At 72.1% G+C, this 21152-nt stretch carries 14 protein-coding genes; 6 read left to right on the top strand and 8 right to left on the bottom strand.

Features of this window, described 5'->3' with window-relative positions; genetic code table 11:
* Positions 1 to 95: 95 nt before the first annotated feature.
* Together ABZ956_RS30015 and ABZ956_RS30010 are read right to left on the bottom strand one after the other, a co-directional pair.
* Entirely contained in the window at positions 96 to 1250 is a 1155-nt protein-coding gene (locus tag ABZ956_RS30015; RefSeq protein WP_361900517.1) for a serine hydrolase domain-containing protein, read from the bottom strand.
* 339 nt (positions 1251 to 1589) lie between these two features.
* A complete protein-coding gene (locus ABZ956_RS30010; RefSeq protein WP_361900497.1) occupies positions 1590 to 2570 on the bottom strand; it encodes an Lrp/AsnC family transcriptional regulator in 981 nt (326 codons plus the stop codon).
* Between the two features lie 233 nt (positions 2571 to 2803).
* On the opposite strand from ABZ956_RS30010, the gene ABZ956_RS30005 reads away from it, so the two are divergent.
* On the top strand, positions 2804 to 3805 hold the full coding sequence (locus tag ABZ956_RS30005; protein ID WP_361900494.1) for a 2-oxoglutarate and iron-dependent oxygenase domain-containing protein: 1002 nt from the start codon (positions 2804 to 2806) through the stop codon (positions 3803 to 3805).
* A gap of 321 nt (positions 3806 to 4126) precedes the next feature.
* Here the strand turns inward: ABZ956_RS30005 and ABZ956_RS30000 are convergent, their stop codons facing one another.
* The 3 genes from ABZ956_RS30000 to ABZ956_RS29990 all read right to left on the bottom strand — a co-directional run bounded on the left by ABZ956_RS30000 (position 4127) and on the right by ABZ956_RS29990 (position 5442).
* Complete coding sequence (locus tag ABZ956_RS30000; protein ID WP_361900491.1) at positions 4127 to 4321, bottom strand: hypothetical protein; 195 nt, start codon at positions 4319 to 4321, stop codon at positions 4127 to 4129.
* A 294-nt stretch (positions 4322 to 4615) separates the two neighbouring features.
* Positions 4616 to 4927, bottom strand: a complete 312-nt coding sequence (locus ABZ956_RS29995) for a hypothetical protein (RefSeq protein WP_361900488.1) — start codon at positions 4925 to 4927, stop codon at positions 4616 to 4618.
* A 92-nt stretch (positions 4928 to 5019) separates the two neighbouring features.
* The gene (locus ABZ956_RS29990) at positions 5020 to 5442 is read right to left on the bottom strand and encodes a DUF3052 domain-containing protein (RefSeq protein ID WP_361900486.1); all 423 of its coding nucleotides are present in this window, start codon (positions 5440 to 5442) and stop codon (positions 5020 to 5022) included.
* 279 nt (positions 5443 to 5721) lie between these two features.
* Between ABZ956_RS29990 and ABZ956_RS29985 the strand changes: the two genes are divergently transcribed.
* Entirely contained in the window at positions 5722 to 6135 is a 414-nt protein-coding gene (locus ABZ956_RS29985; RefSeq protein ID WP_361900483.1) for a hypothetical protein, read from the top strand.
* Positions 6136 to 6450: 315 nt separating this feature from the next.
* Here the strand turns inward: ABZ956_RS29985 and ABZ956_RS29980 are convergent, their stop codons facing one another.
* The 3 genes from ABZ956_RS29980 to ABZ956_RS29970 are packed head-to-tail and all read right to left on the bottom strand — an operon-like array spanning position 6451 to position 10174.
* Positions 6451 to 7593 carry a substrate-binding domain-containing protein gene (locus tag ABZ956_RS29980; protein WP_361900480.1) on the bottom strand — a complete coding sequence of 381 codons (1143 nt, stop codon included), beginning with the start codon at positions 7591 to 7593 and terminating at the stop codon, positions 6451 to 6453.
* Positions 7590 to 8630: an ABC transporter permease gene (locus tag ABZ956_RS29975; protein ID WP_361900477.1), complete on the bottom strand. Its 1041-nt coding sequence runs from the start codon at positions 8628 to 8630 to the stop codon at positions 7590 to 7592. The genes ABZ956_RS29980 and ABZ956_RS29975 overlap by 4 nt, the downstream gene beginning before the upstream one ends.
* Positions 8627 to 10174, bottom strand: coding sequence for a sugar ABC transporter ATP-binding protein (locus ABZ956_RS29970; RefSeq protein ID WP_361900474.1), 1548 nt, complete (start codon positions 10172 to 10174; stop codon positions 8627 to 8629). Before ABZ956_RS29970 ends, ABZ956_RS29975 begins: the two co-directional genes overlap by 4 nt.
* A gap of 326 nt (positions 10175 to 10500) precedes the next feature.
* On the opposite strand from ABZ956_RS29970, the gene ABZ956_RS29965 reads away from it, so the two are divergent.
* The 4 genes from ABZ956_RS29965 to ABZ956_RS29950 all read left to right on the top strand — a co-directional run.
* On the top strand, positions 10501 to 11307 hold the full coding sequence (locus tag ABZ956_RS29965) for a phosphatidylserine decarboxylase (RefSeq protein ID WP_361900471.1): 807 nt from the start codon (positions 10501 to 10503) through the stop codon (positions 11305 to 11307).
* Between the two features lie 203 nt (positions 11308 to 11510).
* Entirely contained in the window at positions 11511 to 13472 is a 1962-nt protein-coding gene (locus ABZ956_RS29960; RefSeq protein WP_361900469.1) for a condensation domain-containing protein, read from the top strand.
* 223 nt (positions 13473 to 13695) lie between these two features.
* Positions 13696 to 20082, top strand: a complete 6387-nt coding sequence (locus ABZ956_RS29955) for an amino acid adenylation domain-containing protein (RefSeq protein ID WP_361900466.1) — start codon at positions 13696 to 13698, stop codon at positions 20080 to 20082.
* Positions 20079 to 21152: condensation domain-containing protein (locus ABZ956_RS29950; RefSeq protein ID WP_361900463.1), on the top strand; the 1074-nt coding region annotated here is incomplete at its 3' end. The genes ABZ956_RS29955 and ABZ956_RS29950, both read left to right, overlap by 4 nt.

The raw sequence follows: 21152 nt of genomic DNA, 5'->3' as shown, positions 1-21152 counted from the left end.
CTCGAACGCCTCCTGCCAGCGGGCAGGCTCTACGCTGTGGCCGTGGCCTTCCTGCAGCCGGTTCACCAGCAAGAGCGCGTACTACGGCTGGGGTACTAGGAGCGGGTCCGGCACAGTTCCTGACCCATGAGTGTGATCATGGCCTGCTGGGTGTCCTGGCCGCCGTCACTGGTGACGTACACCACGGCGGTCCGGGTCCCGTCCCGGGTGGCGCCACCCCAGGTGACATAGCCGAGGAGTTCGCCCCGGTGGCCGAAGTAGCTGCCGCCACAGGGCAACGGAATCTCGGCAAGACCGAGTCCATACCTCACGCCCAGCTCGGGCGCGGGCATGGTGGTCGTCATCTCGTCGAGCTGCGCCGGAGCCAGCAGACGGCCGCCGAGCAACGCGGCGTAGAACCGGTTCAGGTCGTGTGCGGTGCTGATGATCGAGCCGGAGCCGACGGCCATACTCGGATTGAGGGTCGTGACGTCGATGCTCCTGTCGGTGCCGAACGCGGCGTAGCCCCGGGCGTGGGGGCCCGGGATGAACGGGGAGGTGCCGGGCGTCGTCGTGCCCGTCAGGCTCAGTGGACGGATGATCCGGTCGCGCACCTCCGTTGCCCAGCTTCGGCCGGTGACCTTATGGGTGATCATGGCGGCGAGGGTGTAGTTGGTGTTGGAGTACGACCAGCCACGGCCCGGCGGGAAGTCGGGTCGCTTCCGCATCGCCCGCTCCATCAACTCCTCGGCGGTATAGGTGCGATACCGCTCTGCCCGATAGCCGTTCGCGCTGTTCAACGCGGGAATCTCCGGCTTGACGTCAGGGATGCCGCTGGTGTGCTGCAGCAGCTGCCGTACGGTGATGTGTCTGCCGTCGTTGCCGTTGCCCCGGACCACTCCCGGCAGCCACTGCTCGACGGTGTCCTCCAGGGACATGCGCCCCTCGCCGACGAGTTGCAGCACGACCGTGGCCGTGAAGGTCTTGGTAGCACTGCCGATCCGGAACCTGCCGTCCCGCGGCATCGGCCTCTGTGTGTTCATCGCGGCCGTCCCGGCGTACGCGCTGTCGCGTGCATCCGGTGACATCACCTCGGCGTGCACACCGACGGCCCCGGTGTCACGGATCGCCTCCACCTGCCGTTGGAGCGGATCGGCAGGCCGCGGCTTCGCCGACGCCGACGCCGTGGACGCGGTCGATGTGGCGAGGACGGCTGTAGCGAGGCTGGTCAGGACGAGCAGGCTCCGCCGACGCCTTCTTAACCCATGCATGGCGACCCCTTCTCTGTTCGGGTTGCGCGCGTTCAGGGACCGCTCAAGCTGTGGCCCGAGACTGCGTCGCCCCCGAATGCGGCGGTCGGCGACCATCCCACCAGCGGAGGGCCGATTGGTCCATCCGGCTATCCCGCTGACGTACCCATGCGCTGTCGTCAGGGTGGTGTCGGGGGTTATCCCCCCGTAAGGATGCTGAGGCTTCCCCGGCCGACCCCGACCAGCAAGATCACGATCTACAGCTGGAGTACTAGGGAGTGTCCGATGGGTCAGGTGATTGGGATGGTGGTAGGTGGTGCAGTGGCGTCCCTGCCGAAGTTCACTCCCCGGCGGTGCTGTTCATGTGCTGACGGTGAGGCGTTTGACCTCGCGGAGGATGGGGGCGGTCTCGATGGCATGGATGCCGGGTAGCGAGCCGATGCGGTGGTCGAGGTAGTGGTAGAGGTCGTGGCTGCCGCGGAAGACCCCGCTGGCCACGACGTTGTGCGGGCCGGTGGTGGCGGCCGCGAAGGCGATTTCGGGGTGAGTGGCCAGGGCGCGGCCGACGGCCGAAACGTGGCCGGGGGCCACCTGGAGCCAGAGGTGGGTCATCAGGTCGTAGCCGAGGTGCCGGGGTGCGAAGTCCACGGAGAAGTCCAGTGCGCCCTGGGCCCGAAGTCGTTCGAGGCGGCGCTGGACGCTGGAGGGCGAGCGACCGGTGGCCGCGGCCAGCTCGGGCAGGCCGGCACGGCCGTCCTTGGCCAGCTCGGTGAAGAGGGCTCGGTCTGTGACATCCAGGGCCACGGGCTCGGGATGCTCATCGGATCGAGAGGCCGATACCGAGGCACCGCCTTCGTGGCCGTGAGCCGCACCGAACGGGAGCCCGTTGGCGTACCACGTGCTGGTGATGCCGGTGAACAGGCGCAGCAGACAGTGGGCTCCGACGGCGGCCAGGTGCGGGGTACGGGGCAGCTTGTCGAGGAGCAGCGCGTCGCGCTCGTACGACGTAGGGGTGGTGAGGGCGCAGTACAGCTCGGTTCCCCCGGAGGCCAGTGAGATCCAACTGGTGTCGGGCCGACGGGCCAGGGCTTGGGCGACGGAGGCTGCGGAGTCGGGAGCGCAGTGGATGCGCAGCAGCCAGCGGCTCATCCCTACCCGGGCCGGGACGGGCTGGCCGACGACGCGCAGGCCCAGCGTGCGCAGGCGGCTGTAGCGGCGGGCGACGGTGCGTTCGGAGGCACCCAGCCGGCGCGCGATGCGGCTCAGTGCCGCGCGTCCGTCGAGTTGGAGGGCCTGGAGCAGCCCCAGGTCCAGAGCGTCGAAGGTGGCCGAGCCCACCATGTGTGACCTCCTGTGCGTTCACCGCTGCGTCGTGCTCCCCACGACAGGTCCCGACGATAGGGGTCTGATCCCGGCGGTGCGCCCCTGGCCTGTCGCGTTCTCCCGTTTCACCGCCGGGAATTGCCTGTTCCTACCGTTTCCCACCGGATGGCTGGGTGGTGCGCGTTCCTCGAACGACCATGGCCGGACCGCCTTCCCCCGGAGAGGGAAGGGCAAAGGAGGAGAAGGGCATCGTGAACGCTTCCACCATTCCCACCATTCCCACCATCGACCTCTCGCTCTGGCGAAGCGGGGACGAGCAGGAACGGGACCGTCTCGCCACGCTCGTCGACCAGGCGCTTGAGCGGGCGGGGTTCCTGCTCGTCACCGGTCATGGTGTCCACCCGGACCTGTCCGCCGCGCTCCGCACCGCGGCCCGCGTCTTCTTCCACCAGCCGGTCGACGTGAAGCAGGCGTTCCTGGCGGAGGCGCTCGGCCACTACGGCTGGAGCGGTCCGGGAGCGGTGGCCGCCGGCCGGGCCGAAGGCCTGATGACGCCACCCGACCTGGTGGAAACCTGGTCAGCGGCCCCTGCCCCATGGGACACCGCGGACGGTCGCCCCGAGCCCGGACTTCTGCCGCGGTCCTGGCCGTCCCAGCCCCCGGAGCTGCGCTCGCTCGTCGCACAGTACGTACGTGCCATGCGGGTGCTGGCCGGCGAACTGCTGGAACTCCTGGCAGCAGCCCTGCGCCAACCGCTCGATTTCTTCACTCGTCACACCACCCACCCCGACTGGACCCTGACCCTCAACTGGTATCCGCCCGTCAGTGCCGCAGGGGCGCCGCGGCCGGGCCAGTTCCGTGTCGGTCCGCACACCGACTTCGGGACCGTCACCGTCCTGGACCGGCAACCGGGCAAGGGCGGTCTGCAGATCCACACGCAGGACGACGGCTGGCAGGACGCCCCCTACGACCCCGAGGCGCTCACCATCAACATCGGTGACCTGATGGCTCGCTGGACCGGCGACCGCTGGCGCTCCGGCCGCCATCGTGTACTGGCCCCGCCCACCGACGTCACGTCCGAGGAACTGTTGTCCCTGGTCTACTTCTTCGACTGCGATCCGGACACGCTCGTCGCGTCAATCCCCGCCCCGATCGGCAGGGTGTCCCACCCTCCGGTCACCGCCCGCGCCTACGTCCGCTCCAAGGTCGCCGAGATCGCCATCCCCGTTCCGGTGAGCAAGTCCCGTCTCTGACTGCGCAGGTCGCACGGGCGACCAAGCCGGGCGGTACGAGGGCGACGTGGGTGAGAGACCGGCTGGACGGGCTGTGGTGCGAGGAGGACTTCGCCGACGGGTACCCGTGTGACGGGCGCACGGGCCTGTCGCTTGCTCAGCTGGCCACCGTCTGTGTGCTGCACTTCCTGCTCGGACTGTCGGACCGGCAGGCCGCTGAGAGGTCCGTTGCCGCTGCCGCATCGACTTCAAGTACGCAATGGTGCGCCACGAGGCGCTGCTAGGGCCTTTCCGGGCGATCACGTGCGGAGGCGTCGGTCCGGGCGGTGGTGTCTGGTCGCGTCACCGTGCGAAATGGGAGAAGAGCCCCGTCAGCCAGAGCACCACCAGGGACAGAACGATCAGATCTGGTCGGGCGTTGACGTTCCACGTGTATGCCAGCATCCGGTCCTTGTCCGGGCGTTCGAGAGGGTAGGCGACGGGGATCGGCTTGCCCTTGGGCGGGTGCACCAGGATCGGTAGTTGCTTGTGGTCCATTTCCCACCACGCGGCCACGCATTTCGTCCGAGCCGCGCAGGTGCACCGACTTCGCCCGGCGGCCGGACTCGCCGGTCTTCCACGCGGCGCGTTCGGCCGCGGAGAGCTCCCGGTGGAACGCGGTCTGCAGCGTGCGCAGCGCGACGGGGGCGGCGTTGGCCCAGCCCTCGCGCAGGAAGTCGTGGACCGGGGCGCCGGCGGTGGTGCCGTCTCCGTCGACGACGGCCTGGCGGGCGCGGTGCACGGCGGAGACGTTGCCGCGGTAGAGGGCGTATGCCTCGCGGTCGGTGTCGCTCAGTACGTACTGGGCGGACCTGCGGGGTTCGGGGCGCGGGTGCCGGCGGCCACCCGCCGCCACACCGTGCGCTCGCTGGCGCCCATGCCCTCGGCGGCCAGCCGCACGTGCGCGGCGGCCAGTTGGTCGGCGTCCCGCAGCTGCGTCAGTCGCGCGATTGTCGCCGCGAGCTTCGACGCGTCCTCCCCCTCCGTGATCGGGAGTCTCCGGCAGCGTCCCGGAACGCTCGCGGAACACCCGTCGCGTTCACCCGTACGAGTGAGCGAAGGTGGTCGGCGGGCAGTCTTCCCCGTCAGGTCCGCGCTGATCACGACGGGATGTGTGAAGGCCGCGAAGCGGAACCGTAGCCGCATGGTCCGGGCAGCACCGCCGCCGTGGGCCCCGAGGGGTACCGCCTGCCGCCCTACGCCTTCCCGCCCTTGCGACTCCAGATGCGGGTGGTGGTCCACCCACTGCTGAGGTCGATGGACTTGGCTGTGGAAAGGCCCGCGGTCTTTGTGGCATCGTCGATGTCACTTGGTTCGATGGATCCCTCGTGTCCATTCTTCGGTGTGAGGAGCCAGACCGGGGCGCTGTCATCGATCCGCCCGGTGGCGTCGAGCAGGGCGTCGGTCAAGTCGCCGTCGCCGTCACGGAACCACAGGAGCACCGCGTCGGCGAAGCCGTCGTAATCCTCGTCGACGAGGGCTTGGCCGGTCGCCGCCTCGACGCCCTCGCGCAGTTCGGAGTCGACGTCGTCGTCATAGCCGATCTCCTGGACGACCTGTTCGCGCTCGAACCCCATCCGGGCCGCGGGGTTGGTCGACTCTTCTGCCGGTGCTGTCATCAGTGCCTCCTTCGTCCGGGCCACGCCTGTCAGACTCAGATGTAGCCAACCAGATACCCAGTGTGTTTGCGAACGATCCGCAGAGCCGATCAGACGTACTCGGGGTGCCCGGCGGCGCTCACACCGTCCCGGAAATGACCGATTCCGCGACGGCCGCCCGACGCGGCGCCGGGCGACGAGAACCCGTCCCGGAAGGCGTCCCGAAACCTCCGGGCGCGAGAAGGAAGCGGGACGCGCATTCGGGACGGCGCGAGTGCCGCCGGGGAGGGAAGGGAACACGTGAACGGCGACCTGCACGAGATCGCCCGTGCCGAGCTCGTCGAGCGCGAGCCCTGCCCGGGCTGCGGCGCCCCGCCCGGATCGGCGTGCCGGGCCGACTCCGGCGTCGTCGCCGTCGACTACCACACCGGCCGCTACGCGAAGATCCCTCAGCTGAGGTCCGGGCCGGCGATCCGCATCCCCGCCGCCCGCGGCCCCGGCCGGCCGTGGCAGCCCGGCCCGGAACTCGACCTGTCCGTCGGCGTCGCGCTCGCGCGGGCCGGCGACCGCATCGGGTACGCCCGTGTCTCCAGCAAGTGCCCAGACCTCGCCGGACAGGTCCGCGTCCTCACACTCATCTCCTCATGGCGTCGCAGCGGCGGGGGCCATGTAAGACGATGTCCGGCAGCGCGGAGCCGGGCACGGAGGCCGTGACTTGCCTCTGCTCTGATGACAGCGGGTCTGCCTGAACCGTCGCCTGGTCGACCTGCGGCAGCGGCAGCTCAACCGAACCCACGACACGATTGACCGCCTGTGGCAACAGGCTGCCGGATCGGCGTGCACAGCGCCCTCGCTCGGTGCCAGCGGGGCTCCGGCGGCGAGGGCGGGCGCAGCATTCGCTGCGTCCGCCCCTTCATTGCGTCCAGCGATCCCTTACTCTCCGTCACACGAGGCGTCATCGGGCCGGGCTGCCGGGGCAGGGCTGGCAGTGATGCGACGTGCCCGCGAGGGCCGTGTCAGCGTCCTCTCTTACTTGTCCCAGATCCTCCGGTACACCGCGCGATAGCCCGGTGGGTCCCAGGACGTGACGCCGCCGCTGTTGGCGGCCGTGCTGATGTGCACGGGGGCGACGTAGCCGCTGGCGGGTCGGCCGGAGAAGGCGCGGTTGAACTCGTCGACGATCTGCCAGCCCTGTTCGAAGAGGGGCTCGGGAACGGTGGCGGACTGGAATTGGCGGCTGTTGACGCGTTGGAAGGCGGAGGGGTCGCCGTCGCCCGCGCCGATGTTGAAGGGGGGGCCGGCGCCCTTCTTGCGTGCCGCGCGCAGGGCCGGGGCGGCGTCGGCGAAGTAGACGTCGTTGATGGCGACGGAGTGGGTCCAGGTGTCGCGGAAGCGGGACAGGAGCGAGGACACGTCCTGGGGCGTACGGCTGCTCGTGTCCGAGATGGGGATGTTCTCCTCCGCCAGCAGCCGCACGCCGGAGCAGGCGGCGAGGCCCTTCTTGATCAGCTCGGACTTGTGCCGGGCGAATGGGATCGAGGCATCGGTGAACACCACGACCCCGGCGTCGCCGCGGGAGTGCGTGATGATCCAGTCCGCGCTGGTCCTCGCGACGTCCTCGACCCTGGTGGTGACGTTGCTGAAGAGCTTCGGGTCCTTGCTGGGGCCGGGGGAGCCGACCGCGTGCCAGCCGACGAGCGGGATGCGGTCCGCAGTGGCCTTCGTGACCTGCTGGGACGTCAGACGGGGGTCGAAGCCGGCGACGACGATCCCGGACGGCCGCAGGGCGAGGGCCTGGCCGAACGCGGCCTGGATCCCGGCGGGGGTGCCCTGACCGTCGTTCACCCGGACGCGCCAGCCGATGGCCATCGCGGCCTCCTCCACGCCCTTGGCGGCGCCCGCGACCCCCGGGTTGGTCATGCTCTGGGCGACGAAGACGAGGTTCTTGCCGGGCACCGCCTTGGGCCCGGTCGTGGGGCCGTCCCAGGCGGGGTCGGTCTTTTCGGCCTGCCGCACGGCCGCTTCGGACCTGGCCAGGGCGGTGGGGCAGCCGTTCCTTCCCGGCGGTGCGGAGGAGGAGGGAGGACCGGTCGACGACCCGCGCTCGCAGCCGGCCAGGACGGCGGCCGTCAACGCCAGGACGACCGCGCCCGACCGGTGGGCCCTGGTCATGGGGCGACCCTGGGCAGGTCCTGGAGCGAACGGGAGGACTCCGTCGCCCGCCGGCGCAGCTGTCGGCGGGCGGCATAGCCGGCCAGGCCGACGGCGATGAGCAACGTGCTGCCGTTGAACAGCGGGGTGACCCAGAACTGGGCGCCGAGCTGGCCGATCCCGGCGAGACCGACGGCGAGGACGGTGACCGCGACGAGCGTGCCCAGGGCGTTGGCCCGGCCGGGCCTGATCGCGGTGGAGCCGAGCAGCGCGCCGACGAAGGCGGGCAGCAGGTAGTCCATGCCGACGCTGGGGTTGCCGATCTGCTGCTGCGCGGCGAGCAGGACCCCGGCGACGCCGACGACCAGGCCCGATCCGGCGAAGGCGAGGATGACGTAGCGCCGGCAGGGGATGCCCACCAGGTCGGCGGCGCGGGAGTTGGAGCCGATGACGTACAGGTACCGGCCCAGCGGCAACCGTTCCAGGAGCAGCCACAGGACGGCGGTCAGGGCGAGGACGTAGAAGGCGGACACCGGCAGGCCGAGGAACCGGGAGTCGTAGAGGGCGGTGAAGTCGGCCGGCAGGCCGTTCGGGCCGGGGACGATCCGGGCCCCGCCGGTGATCCAGCCGGTCAGCGCGTACATGACGCTGCCGGTGCCGAGGGTGGCGATGAATGAGTTGATCTTCGCGAATTCGACGACGACGCCGTTGACGACGCCGACGAGGACCCCGCACAGGACCACCGCGAGGCAGGCGAGCGGCCAGGACCAGCCTTCGGTGACGATGAGCTGCATCGTCATGACGTGCGCGAGGCCGATGCCGTAGCCGATGGACAGGTCGAACCTGCCGGTGGCGATGGGGATCGTCGCGCCGAGGGCGAGCATGGCGGGGATCGACTGGTTGGACAGGACGGCGGAGATGTTGTCCAGCGTGGGAAAGGTGTCCGGCAGGGCGAGGGAGAAGGCCGCGAACAGCAGGACGGTCAGGGCCGGCAGGCCGTAGGCGCCGACGAGGTGCCCGAACCGGCGGCCGGGCGCGGGGCGGGGGGCCCGGGTCATCGCTCCGGCGTCCCGGTGAGGCCGGCCGTGGCCGAGGCGGTGCGGGTGAGCGCGGCGACCGTGAGGGCTTCGCCGCCCAGCTCCGCCGTCACGCTCCCGCGGACGAATACCAGGGCCCGGTGGCACACGGTGGCGACCTCCTCGAAGTCGGTGGAGATGAGCAGCACGGCGAGGCCCGCGGCCAGCGGTTCCCGTAGCAGGCGGTAGACCGCCGCCTTGGCGCCGATGTCCACGCCGGCGGTCGGCTCCTCGAGGATCAGCAGGCTCCGGCTGAGCCCGAGCCACCGGCCGATCATGACCTTCTGCTGGTTCCCTCCGGAGAGGGCGGCGATCGGTGCCTCGCTGTCCCGGGGGTGCACCGAGAACCGGTCGAGCAGGGCGGTGGCCTCGGCGCGCTCGCGCGCGGGGCTGATCCAGTGCCCGCCCGTCAGCCCGGCCGCGCGGGGATTGGCCAGGAGGTTCTCCCGCACCGTCAGCTCGGGTGCGCAGCCCTCCTCCTGACGGTCGCCGGTCACGAAGCCGACGCCGGCGTCGACGGCCTCCGCGACCGTGCGCGGTGCGTACGGCCGTCCGTCGAGCAGGGCCCGGCCCGCCAGGATCGGCCGGGAGCCGGCGAGGGCGCGGCCCAGATCCATGTGCCCGGCGCCGGTGAGGCCCACCATGCCGAGGACCTCGCCGGGGTGCAGCCGCAGGGTGACCGGTCCCGCGTTCTCGGTCCGTACGCCGTCGAGGCTCAGGACGGGCAGGGCCACGGCGGGGTCGGCGAAGCGGTGGCCGCCCGGCGCGTGGCCCACGATGTCGTGCGCCAGCCGGGCGGGGTCGTAGCCGGCGAGCGGGCCGCGGGTGACGATGCGGCCGTCGCGCAGGACGGCGAAGACGTCGGCGACCTTGTACACCTCCTCCAGCCGGTGCGTGACGAAGACGACGGCATGGCCGCGGTCGCGCAGGGTGCGCAGGACCTCGAAGAGCCGGGTGCGGTCCGCCGCCGGGAGACTGGCGGTCGGTTCGTCCAGGACGATGAGTTCGGCCTGGGCGGCCAGGGCGCGGGCGATGGCCACCAGGGAGCGTTCGGCCCGGGTGAGGTCGGCGACGACGGCGTCCGGGTCGAGATGCGCGCCGAGGATGCCCAGGGCCTCGGCGCACCGCCGTCGCGTCCGCCGCCAGGACACCAGCCCCGCGCGGCGGGGGTATCCGGTGCCCAGGGCGATGTTCTCGGCGACCGTCATCCACGCGACCAGTCCCAGGTCCTGGTGGACGAAGGACATGGTGCGCGAGGCCGCCTCGGTGCCGAGCCGGTGCCCGGCGACGCTCACTTCGCCCTCGTCCGGATGGTGGATGCCGGCGAGCACCTTGATGAGGGTGGACTTCCCGGCGCCGTTGGGGCCGAGCAGGGCCAGGACGCTGCCGGAGTGGATGTCGAGGTCGACCGCGTCCAGCGCGCGCGTGCCACCGAACCACTTGCCCAGACCGCGTATGCGGACGAGCGGCTCGCCACGAGGGGGGCCATGGCCCGGCCGAGGGGTGTTCTCGGGAGTGTCGTGCACAGACTTCTCCGGGACCTGTCAGGACCGGCTACCGCATTTCGGACATGCTACGGCCCCTGTCGGCTTTGATGCCGGATGGGCCGTCGGATGGCGGGGAATGTCGTGGCGGCCGTCGGGGGCGGATATCGGCCATTGAGGCCGCGGCGCGGGCGTGCCGCGTGCCGCGGCCGTTACCTGCCCGACCCTGTGCCATCAGCCATTTCTCCGCGCAGGGCGGCGCCGGGTCGCGCGCGGGGAAACGTGACCCCTGAATATGACCGGATCCATGGCTTTCTCGCCCCCGCCCGGTTGTGTTCCAGTGCCACGAGGTGCCGACACTGTGTTCGTTGTACGAGAACGTGAACGACAAGCCGCACGAGGGATGGGTTCCCCCGCCCCCGCCCAGCGACCCCGTCGACCGCTCGATGAGAGGTGTCATGGCCCAGGAGATGAGGGACTGGATCGAGGCCGAGGTCGTGCCCTACCAGGACAAGCCCCTCGAGTGGCTTTCGCAGTACCACTTCTTCCGCGACCCCGCCCGGGCGGCGTACGTCGATCACAACTACTTCTTCTCACCGGCCGACGGGGTGGTCCTCTACCAGAAGGTGGTCGGCCCCCGGGAGCCGATCATCGACATCAAAGGCAAGTCCTACGCGCTGACCACCGCGTTCCGTGACGCGTCCTTCGACCACCGGTGCCTGGTCATCGGCATCTTCATGACCTTCTTCGACGTGCACGTCAACCGGATGCCCTACGGCGGGCGGCTGTCGTTCGCGCTCAAAGAGCCCATCGGCACCTTCAACCGTCCCATGCTGGCCATGGAGCAGGACCTGCTGGACCAGCTGCGCATCGACACGGTCCACGCGGGCTATCTGCACGACAACGAACGCATGATCAACAGGGTCGACTCGCCCCGGCTGCGGGGCCCGTACTGGATCCTCCAGATCGCCGACTACGACGTCGACTCCATCACGCCCTTCCGGCAGCGGCAGGGCATGTTCTGCACCCAGGGCCGCCGCTTCTCGCAGATCCGCTACGGGTCGCAGGTCGAGCTGGTGATCCCGTTGTCCGCCGACCGGGAGTACGTACCCGTCGAGTCCGTCGGCCGGCATGTGAAGGCCGGGCTCGACCCCCTGGTGAAGGTCCAGTGGTGAGGAGCGGCGAGCCGGAAGGCGGCCCCGGAGGCCGGTGAGCACACGCGCAGTGCGTCACGACGAAACGGAGGGACCTGTTCGTGAGTGTCCGGCCAGGGAGGGGGATCGCCCGTACACGGGCGACCAGGTCCGAGACGGCACGGTTTCGTCCGCACGGCCCACCCGCGCCCCGCGACCGTCCGCTGCCCCTGTCCGCGGGCCAGTTGTGCGAGTGGGTCCACGACCGGCGCATCGACGGTGAGCCGAGCCACGAGCCGACGCTCGTACGGCTGACCGGGCCGCTGCACAGCGCCGCCCTGCGCGGGGCTCTCGCCGAGCTCGTCCGCCGCCACGAGTGCCTGCGCACCCGGTACCCCGTCGTCGAGGGGGAACCGATGCAGGTGGTCGAGGAACCGGCGCCCGACCCGCTGCCGTTGATCGATCTCAGCGCGCTGCCGCGGGAGCACCGCGAACGCGAGGCCGTCAGGATCGGCGAGGAGGCGCTCTGCGCGCCCGTCCCCCTGGACGACCGGCCACCGGTGCGGATCGCGCTGATCCGTATGGCGCCCGGCGAGCACCTGTTCCTCGTGGGGATCCCGCACATCACCGCGGACCTGTGGTCGACCACCCTCCTCAACGACGAACTCCTGGCGCTCTACCGCGCCGGCAGCGGCGGCCGTCCCGCCCACCCGGCCGCCGATGTCGCGCAGTACGCCGACTACGCGGCCTGGCAGCGCCGGTGGTGGGACGAGACCCGGACCGCGGCGGAGACCCGGCGCTGGCGGGCCAGGCTGGACGGGCTGTCCGCGGTGGAACTGCCCCTGGACCGCCCCCGGCCGCCGGACCGCCGGCGGGAGTGCTTCGTCGTCGACGAGGAACTCGACGCCGCGCTGAGCGAGGAGCTGCGCGCGTTCGCCCGCTCCGCCGACGTGACCTTGTTCGTCGTCCTGCTGGCGGCCTTCCACGCCCTCGTCGGCCGGGCGGGCGGCGCCGAGCGGCTGGTGACCACCTCGCTCGTCGCGGCCCGGCACGGGCTCGCCGTACAGCAGATGACCGGCCCCTTCTCCGACTACCTGGCCCTCGTCGGCGACCTGTCCGGCGACCCCGGCTTCCTCGAGGTCGTGCGCCGCGTGCGCGAGGAGTGCCTGACCGCCCACGAACACCAGCGGCTGCCGTTCTCCGAGGTCATCCAGCGCATGGACCCGGCGCGGGAACTGCATCCCCATCCGCTGGAGCAGATCGGGTTCGACCTGCACAACCTCCCGCCCGCAGTCCTGGACTTCGGCGGCGACATCGCCGTGTCGGAGCTGGAGCTGGAGCCCGTGGAGGACGGCGCGGACCTGGTGCCGTGGATCGCGGACCTGTCCTTCGACGTCTACGACTACGGCACGGGGCACATCCCCTTCCACGTCATCCTCGACGGCCGCCTCTTCGACGCCACGTCGGCACGGATGTGGGCCGACCGGTACCGGGCGGTGCTGCGCGAGGTGCTCGCCGACCCCGGCGTGCGCGTGTCCGAGCTCAAGGCCGTCCCGCCGCCGGCGCCGGGCGGTACGGTCCTCGGCGGCCGGGAGATCGACGTCGGCCGGGTGGAACGGGAGCTGGAGTCGGCCGCGGACGTCGACGCCGCACTGGTGATGATCCGTCAGCGGCGGACGGCCACCGGGCTGCGGGTGCGGGAGCTGGTCGCCTACCTCGCGGCCGGGGACCCGCCCGGTCCCCGAGCCCACGACCTGCGCGAGCGCCTGCGGGGCGGCCTGCCGGCCGGCTGGGTGCCGACGGTGCTGATCGCACGGCCCCTCGCGGAGATCCGAAGAGCGGCGGCCGCCCGGTCGGCGGGCGCCGATCCGGCGGACCTGCTGCCACCGCCCGAGGACTGCACCCCTCTGCCCGAAGGGGCCCCGCCGCCCACGGACGCCGTGGAGCGCCGGCTCGCCGGGCTGTGGCGCGAGGCGCTGGGCGCCCCGCCGGCCAGTGTGACCGAGCGCTTCTTCCGCGACGGCGTCGGCGACAAGGACGCCATCGCCTTCCTCGACCGCGTCGCCGACGACCTCGGAATCGAGGTCCCCTTCACCGATTTCACGGCGGCCCCCAACCTCCTCTGTCTGAAGGACATTTGGTTGAGAAACAACCCTGTAACGCGTATCGCTCAAGTGGTAGAGTCGGAAACGACCGGGGCCGAATAGCGCCCTCCGGTCGTCGGGCGCCAAGTGCTCAACAGGCGCCGGCTCTCCAAAAATATCGAGCGCACCCTGAATGGCGGTGCGCTGTTCCCAAAAACGTTGTGTCCCGGTCGCCTCTGCTCCGTGCGCCGGACGCTTCATGGTGCCAGATCTCGGTGAATGGCCCCGGCATGCCCGGGGCGCGCTCAGCGCTGCTGTCCACACAACGCGCCAAGGGAGATGGATCGTGACGGAGACGGCGAATTCCGGCTACCGCGTCTCGCCTCAGCAACGCCACTTATGGGCCACGCTGAGCCGTGGCCGGAAGGACTCCTTCACGCAGTCCACGGTGACGGTGGAAGGCCCGCTGGACCCCTCGCGCCTGCGGGCCGCACTCACCGCGGCGGCGGCCGTCCACGAGTCGACGCGGACGACGTTCACCGGCCTCGCCGGCCGCACCGCGCCGGTCCAGGTCGTCCACGACGCCGGCGAGGTGCCCCTGTCCACCGTCGAGCTCCCGGCCGCGTGCGCCGACGGCGCGGGGCCCGAGCTGGACGCGCTGCGGCTCGCCGAGCGCGAGGCTCTCGACCCACGCAACGGCCCCGTCCTGCGGGCCGCCCTGGGCCGTGTCGACGACCGCCGCGCGGTGCTGGTGCTGACCGCGCACGCCCTGGTCGCGGACCGGGCGTCCCTGCGCCTGCTCACCGAGGAGACGCTCGCCGCCTACGACCGCGAGGACGGCCCCGGCGACCGGCCCGCTCCCTTGCAGTACGCCGACTACGCCGCCTGGCACAACGACCTCCTGACCGCCCAGGACTCCGCCGCCGACCGGGCGTTCTGGTCCGCCCACACCGGCCCCGCGGCCACCGCGGACACCGGGCCCCCGCCCGGCATCCTCCGCGAAGGCGCCGGCCCGGGCAGCTGGCGGGCGGGGACGTTCGAGCTGCCCGCGGACGTGACCGAAGGGGTCGGCCGGCTCGCCGAGCGGCTGTCCGTCGACCCGGACACGGTGCTGCACGCGGCGTTCCGCGTCGTGCTGTGGCGGCTGGCGGGGGAGCGGAACCTGCCGGTCGCGCTCACCCGGGGAGGCCGTTCCTACCCCGAGCTCCAGGGGGCCGTGGGCGCCTTCGAGCGCGAGGTCCCGCTCGTCCACGAGATCGGCCACGACCAGCCGTTCGCCGATTGCGTCACCGCGCTCGGCGCGCTCGTCTCCCAGGGCGAGGAGCGCTTCGACCATTACGACCCCGAACTGCTCGGCGGCCTCGATACCGCAGCGGACTGCCCCTATTTCGCATTCGACTGCCAACGGGCCGAACCACCGCTCAAGGGCTCCGAAGTCGTCTTCACCAGCGTCCACCAGGAAGCCACCTCCCCGATTCCGATCCGTTTGACCGTACGGCGGAGCAATGGCACGGTGCGCATCGAGCTGGGATACGACGAAGCCCGCGTCGACGAGTCCTTCGAGCAGAACCTCGCCTATTGCTTCAGCCGTATTCTGCGCGGCGCGATCGAGGCGCCCGAGCGCGCCGTCGGCGACATTCGCATGCTGTCGGAGGAGACCGAACGGGACCTCCGGGAAGCCGGCCGCGGACCACGCGTCGAATACCCCCGGAAGAACGTCCACGAGCTGTTCTCCGCATGCGCCGAAAGGACACCGCAAGCGGTAGCGGTACGCGCCGGGGAGGACGTCCTCACCTATGCCCGGCTCGACGAACGGGCCAACCGGCTGGCCCACCACCTCGCCGGGCTCGGCGTACGGCCCGGCGCACGGGTCGTGGTCTGCCTGGGCCGCTCCACCGACCTGCTCGTCGCCCTGCTCGGCGTGCTCAAGGCGGGCGCGGCGTTCGTCCCCGTCGACGTCGGCTTCCCCCGCAAGCGGCTGGAGTTCACCCTCCGCGAGACCGGCGCCCCGGTGCTGCTGTGCACCGCCGACGTACGGGACCGCGTCGATGCCGGTACCGCCCGGACGGTGGCGCTGGACACCGACTGGCCGGTCGTCGCCGAGCACCCCGCCACCCCGCCCGGCATCGCCACCACGCCCGACGACCCGGCCTACGTCCTCTACACCTCCGGCACCACCGGCACGCCCAACGGCGTGTGCGTCCCGCACCGGGCCTTCGCCAACTACCTCAACTGGTGCGCCGACGCCTACGGACTCGACGGGGGCACCGGCGCCCTCGTCCACACCTCGATCGCCTTCGACCTCACCCTGACCGGCCTGTTCGGGCCCCTGATCGCCGGCGGACAGGTCGTCATGCTCTCCGAGACCGCCGGAGTGACCGGCCTGATCGGCGCCCTGCGCACCTCGCGGGACCTCACGCTGGTCAAGCTCACCCCCACCCACCTCGACGTGATCAACCAGCTCCTCACGCCCGAGGACGTACGCGGCGCGGTCCGCACCCTGGTGGTCGGCGGGGAGGCCCTGCGGGCGGAGAGCCTGGAGCTGTTCCGCTCCGCGGGAACCCGCGTCGTCAACGAATACGGGCCCACCGAGACCGTGGTGGGCAGCGTGGCGCACGTCGTCGACGACACCACCCCGCACAGCGGGCCGGTGCCCATCGGCCGCCCGATCGCCAACACCACCGTCCACGTGCTCGACCAGAGCGGACGACCCGTACCCGACGGCGTCGCCGGCGAGCTGTGGATCGGCGGCGCGGGCGTCGCCGACGGCTATCTGCGGCGGCCGGAGGCGACCGGGCGGCGCTTCCTGCCCAGCACCTTCCCGCCCGACCGCGGCCGGCTCTACCGCACCGGCGACCTGGCGCGCCGCCGCGCCGACGGCACGCTGGAGTACCTCGGCCGCACCGACGGGCAGGTCAAGATCCGCGGCGTCCGCGTGGAGCCCGCCGAGACCGAGAGCGTCCTGGCCGCCCACCCGGACGTGGCCCAGGCCGTGGTCGTCGCCCGGCTGGACGACGACCCGGGCCGTTCCTCGCCGCTCGCCGGTGAACTCGCCCTCGTCGGCTACGTCGTCCCGGCCCCCGGCGCACCGGCCCCCACGCACCCGGAGCTCGCCGCGCACTGCCGCGAGCACCTGCCCGAGCACTTCGTGCCGGCCGTGTTCGTCACCCTCGACGCCCTGCCGGTCACCGGGCACGGCAAGATCGACCGGGCCGCGCTGCCGAAGCCGCACGCCGCGGCCCGGGAGACCGCCGAGTACGTGGCGCCCCGCACCGCCACCGAGGAGATCCTGGCCGCCACCGTCTCGAAGGTCCTCGGCGTCCCGCGCGTCGGCATCGACGACAACTACTTCGTCCTCGGCGGCGACTCGATCCGCAGCGTCATGGTGGCCAGCCGGGCCCAGGCCCGCGGCGTCGACGTCACCGTGGCCGACCTGCACCGGCACCCCACCGTCCGCGCCTGCGCCGCCCACCTGGACGCCCGCGAGGACCTGCCCGCCGCGCCCGCCACTGAGCCGTTCGCGCTGATCACGGACGAGGACCGGGCGATGATGCCGGCGGACGTCGAGGACGCCTTCCCGCTGAACCTGCTGCAGGAAGGGATGATCTTCCACCGCGACTTCGCGGCGAAGTCGGCCGTCTACCACGCGATCGCCTCCGTGCGGCTGCGCGCGCCCTTCGACCTCGCGGTGATGCGGATGGTCGTCCACCAGCTGGTGGAGCGCCACCCGATGCTGCGCACCTCCTTCGACATGGGCCGGTTCAGCCGGCCGCTGCAACTGGTGCACCGCGAGTTCGCCGACCCGCTGCACTACCGCGACCTGCGCGGCCTGACCGCGGCGGAACAGGACGCACGCGTCGAGGAATGGATCGAGCAGGAGAAGGAGCGCGGCTTCGAGCTGCACGAGTTCCCGCTGATCCGGTTCATGGTGCAGCAGCTGGAGGACGAGGTCTTCCAGTTCACCTACGGCTTCCACCACGAGATCGTCGACGGCTGGAGCGAAGCCCTGATGATCACCGAGCTGTTCAGCCACTACTTCTCGGTGATCTACGACGAGCCGATCACGATCAAGGCCCCCACCTCCACGATGCGCGACGCCGTCGCACTGGAACTCGAGGCGCTGGCCGATCCCCGTAACTACGAGTTCTGGGACTCCTACCTCGCCGACGCCACCCTCATGCGGCTGCCCCGGCCCGGCGCCGGGCCCCGCGCCGACAAGGGCGAGCGTGACATCACCCGCATCGCCGTCCCCGTGCCCGCCGAGCTCTCCGACGGCCTCAAGCGGCTCGCCGCGGCCAACGCCGTACCGCTCAAGACCGTCCTGCTGGCCGCGCACATGGTGGTGATGTCCCTCTACGGCGGCCACGAGGACACCCTCACCTACACCGTCACCAACGGCCGCCCGGAGAGCGCCGACGGCAGCACCGCGATCGGGCTGTTCGTCAACAGCCTGGCCCTGCGGGTCCGCATGAGCGGCGGCACCTGGCCGGAGCTGATCACCGCCACGCTGGAGTCCGAGCGCGCCTCCATGCCCTACCGGCGGCTTCCGATGGCGGAACTCAAGCGTCACCAGGGCAACGAGCCGCTCGCCGAGACGCTGTTCTTCTTCACCAACTACCACGTCTTCAACGTGCTGGACCGCTGGATCGACCGGGGCGTCGGCCACGTCGCCAACGAGCTCTACGGCGAGTCGACCTTCCCCTTCTGCGGAATCTTCCGGCTCAACCGCGAGACCGGCGCCCTGGAGGTCCGCGTCGAGTACGACAGCCTGCAGTTCTCCGACACCCTGATGGAGAGCGTCCGCGACAGCTACGCACGGGTGCTCGCCGCGATGGTCGCCGACCCCGACGGCCGCTACGACCGGCCGGAGTTCCGCTCCGACGCCGACCGGGCGGCCCTGGCGACCTTCACCCACGGACCCGGGCTCTCCACCGAGGACGGCACGCTGCACGACCTCGTGGCCCGGTGGGCGGCCGAGCGCCCGGACGCCCCCGCCGTACAGCTGGACACCGAGACCCTCAGCTACGGCGAACTGAACCGCCGCGCCAACCGCCTCGCCCACCACCTGCGCTCCCTCGGCGTCGGCGCGGAGACGGTCGTCGGCGTCCTGGCCGAGCGCTCCCTGACGCAGATCGTCGGCCTGCTGGCCGTGCTCAAGGCGGGTGGCGCGTACCTCCCGCTCGACCCGGCCCAGCCCGACGAGCGGATCGCCGCCCTCGTCACCGCCGCCGACGCCTTCGCGGTGGTCCACCAACCGGACCTGGCCGGGCGGCTGCCCGGCGGCGTACGCGCCGTCGACGCCGCGGCCGCGGGCAGCGACGGCGCCACGCACGACCCCGTGGGCGTCGCCGGCCCGCGCAACGCCGCCTACGTGATGTACACCTCCGGCTCCACCGGACAGGCCAAGGGCATCGTCGTCGAGCACCGCAACGTCGTGGCCTCGCTGGCCGCCCGCCGCGCCCACTACGGGGACGATCCCGCCCGCTTCCTGCTGCTGTCCTCCTTCGCCTTCGACAGCTCCGTCGCCGGGATCTTCTGGACGCTGACCCGCGGCGGTACCCTGGTCCTGCCCGGCGAGGGACAGCAACTGGACCCCGCCGGCCTGGTGGAGACGATCGCCCGGCAACGCCCCACCCACACCCTCGGCATCCCCTCCCTGCTGGCACCCGTGCTGGACCAGGCCGGCCCCGGCGAACTCGGCTCGCTGCGCACGGTCATCGCCGCGGGCGAGTCGTGCCCGGCCGAACTCGGGCGCCACTGCCGGGAGATGCTGCCCGGGGCCGGCTTCCACAACGAGTACGGCCCCACCGAGACCACGGTGTGGAGCACCGTCTGGTCCGGGGAGACCGACGGCGACGGACCGCACCTGCCCATCGGCAGGCCCGTGGCCGGCACCTGGGTGCACCCCCGCGACCACCTCGGCCGCACCGTACCGCTCGGGGTGACCGGAGAACTCGTCGTCGGCGGGGCCGGGGTGGCCCGCGGCTACCTGGGCCGCCCCCGCGACACCGCGGCGGCCTTCCGCCCGGACCCCGCCGCGCCGGCGCCCGGCAGCCGCGCGTACGCCACCGGCGACCTCGGCCGCTACCTGCCCGACGGGCACCTGGAGTTCCTCGGCCGTGCCGACCACCAGGTCAAGATCCGCGGCTTCCGGGTGGAGCTCGGCGAGATCGAGGCCGTCCTGGACACCCACCCGCACCTGCAACGGGCCATCGTCACCGCCCGCGGCGAGGCCGCCTCCGACCAGGTGCTCGTTGCCTATGTCCTGCCGGTACCCGGCAAACGCCCCGAGCCCTCCGACGTCCAGGCCTACGTACGCGACCGGCTGCCCCGCTACATGGTGCCCACCGCCGTGATCGTCCTGGACGCCGTGCCGCTGACCGCCGCCGGAAAGGTGGACCGGGCCTCGCTCCCCGCCCCGAGCCACGCCCAGCTGACCCACGGACAGGAGTACGTCGAGCCCGGCACCGAGACCGAGCGGGCCCTCGCCGCGATCTGGGCCCATGTGCTCAAGCTGGACCGGGTCGGAGCCGGCGACCGCTTCTTCGACCTGGGCGGGGAGTCCCTGCGCGCCATGCAGGCGACCGCGGCCGCGAACAAGGTCTTCAGGACCCGGGTCTCGGTGCGCAGCCTCTTCGAGTCCCCGTCGCTGCGGGAGTTCGCCCATGAGATAGACAAGGCCCGGCTGGCCGCCGCGGAGCCCGTCGGAACCGCCGGAGGTGCCGCCGAATGACCCCGGCCGCCGACACCACCCATCCGCTCTCGCCGGCCCAGCGCAGGATGTGGTTCCTGCACCAGCTCGCCCCCGAGGTGCCCGCGTACAACATCTGCACCGCCATCGAGCTGACCGGCGCGCCGCGTCCGGCGGTGCTGCGGGAGGTGGTGCGGCGGCTCGGCCTGCGGCACGAGGCACTGCGCTCGGTGTTCCCTGCCGCCGGGGACGCCCCCCGGCAACGGGCCGCCGGGCAGCCGGCGCCCCTGCGGGCGGTGGACCTGGGCCGGCTGACGGACGCGGACCGGGAAGCGGAGATCGAGCGGACGCTGCGGCGCATCGCCGCCCGCCCCTTCCGCCTGGACGCCGGGCCGCCGGCGGAATGGACCCTGCTGCGCTGCGGTGCCCGCCGCTGGCTGCTGGTCCTCTCCGCCCACCACATCGTCTTCGACGGCGGTTCGCTCGCGGTGGTGTGCCGGGAACTGGAGGAGGGCTACACGGCGGCCCTCGCCGGCCGGCCCGGCCCCCTCACGGCACCGGGGCCGCGCTACGCCGGCCGGTGCGCGGCGTCATCACGCGAGGACGGCGCGGCCGGCCGGGACTTCTGGCGCCGCGAGCTGGCCGGCGCCCCGGCCCGCACCGCGGCCCTCCGGCGCACCGGGCGGCCCGGCGCCGGGCCGCCCGACCGCGCCACCGTGCGCTACGGGCCCGGAGCATCGGCGGCCGCGGCCGCCCTCTGCCGCAAGGAGGGCGCCACCGGCTACATGCTGCTGCTGGCCGCCCTGGCCTGTCTGGTCGGCCGGTACACCGGCCAGCAGGACGTGGTCATCGGCTCACCGGTCTCCCTGCGCGAGGACGACGAACAGCTCGGCACCGTCGGCCCGATGATCAATATGCTGCCGCTGCGCGTCCGGCTGCACGGCGACCCCTGCTTCGGCGAGGTCCTCGCCCGTACCAGGACGGCGCTGCTCGACGCGCTGGACCACCGCACGACCCCCTTCGAGGACATCGTCGACGCGGGGGGGGGGGGGCGCGCCCCCCGCCCCCCCCCCCCCCCCCCCCGACACATGAGCGACGCACCCCCCCCCCCC

Origin of the sequence: Streptomyces sp. NPDC046261, assembly GCF_040646235.1 — a bacterium.
GTDB lineage: Bacteria > Actinomycetota > Actinomycetes > Streptomycetales > Streptomycetaceae > Streptomyces.
This window is presented reverse-complemented; position numbering and strand designations above follow the sequence as displayed.